This window comes from Burkholderia sp. SIMBA_062 (assembly GCF_046534765.1).
In the GTDB taxonomy this organism is placed as follows: Bacteria; Pseudomonadota; Gammaproteobacteria; order Burkholderiales; family Burkholderiaceae; genus Burkholderia; species Burkholderia ambifaria.
The window spans coordinates 1-506 of sequence record NZ_JAWRYD010000112.1 but is presented as its reverse complement, the minus strand read 5'-3'; the positions used below and the strand labels follow the sequence as shown (position 1 = coordinate 506).

Here is a 506-nt window from a genome sequence, read left to right as displayed (position 1 = left end):
GCGGTTCGGTCTACGATCTGGTCTGCGCCATTTTCCCTCGCGATGGTTACCTGTTCGGCATTCGTCACTGATGCAATAACCCATGCGCCGGCCCATTTCGCCAGCAGGATCGCTGCCGTACCGACTACGCCTGCGCCGCCGTGAACCAGCACGCGTTTGCTTTTCAGATCGCCGTCGGAAAACAGGCAGCGATGTGCGGTTAGCGCCGGAATGCCAAGTGAAGCGCCCACCTCAAATGACACGTTGTCGGGCAGGTGAATCGCATGGTCTGAAGGGACTACGACGAATTCTGCCGCAGTGCCCGCGGCTCGGCCGTACTGTGCCTCGTAGATCCAGACCCGTTCGCCGAGTCTATTGGCCGGTACATTGACGCCAATGGCGTCGATGATGCCCGCGCCGTCCTGATGTGGAATGATGCGGGGGTAGGGCATCGCGGTGGAGAATCCAGTACGTGCCTTGACGTCGGTCGGATTTAGCCCCGAGACATGGACGCGTACCCGCACCTC

At 60.7% G+C, this 506-nt stretch carries 1 protein-coding gene; it reads right to left on the bottom strand.

Features of this window, described 5'->3' with window-relative positions:
• Positions 1-506 (bottom strand): alcohol dehydrogenase catalytic domain-containing protein (locus SB786_RS35620; RefSeq protein ID WP_410731491.1); only part of this gene is annotated, 506 nt, incomplete at both ends.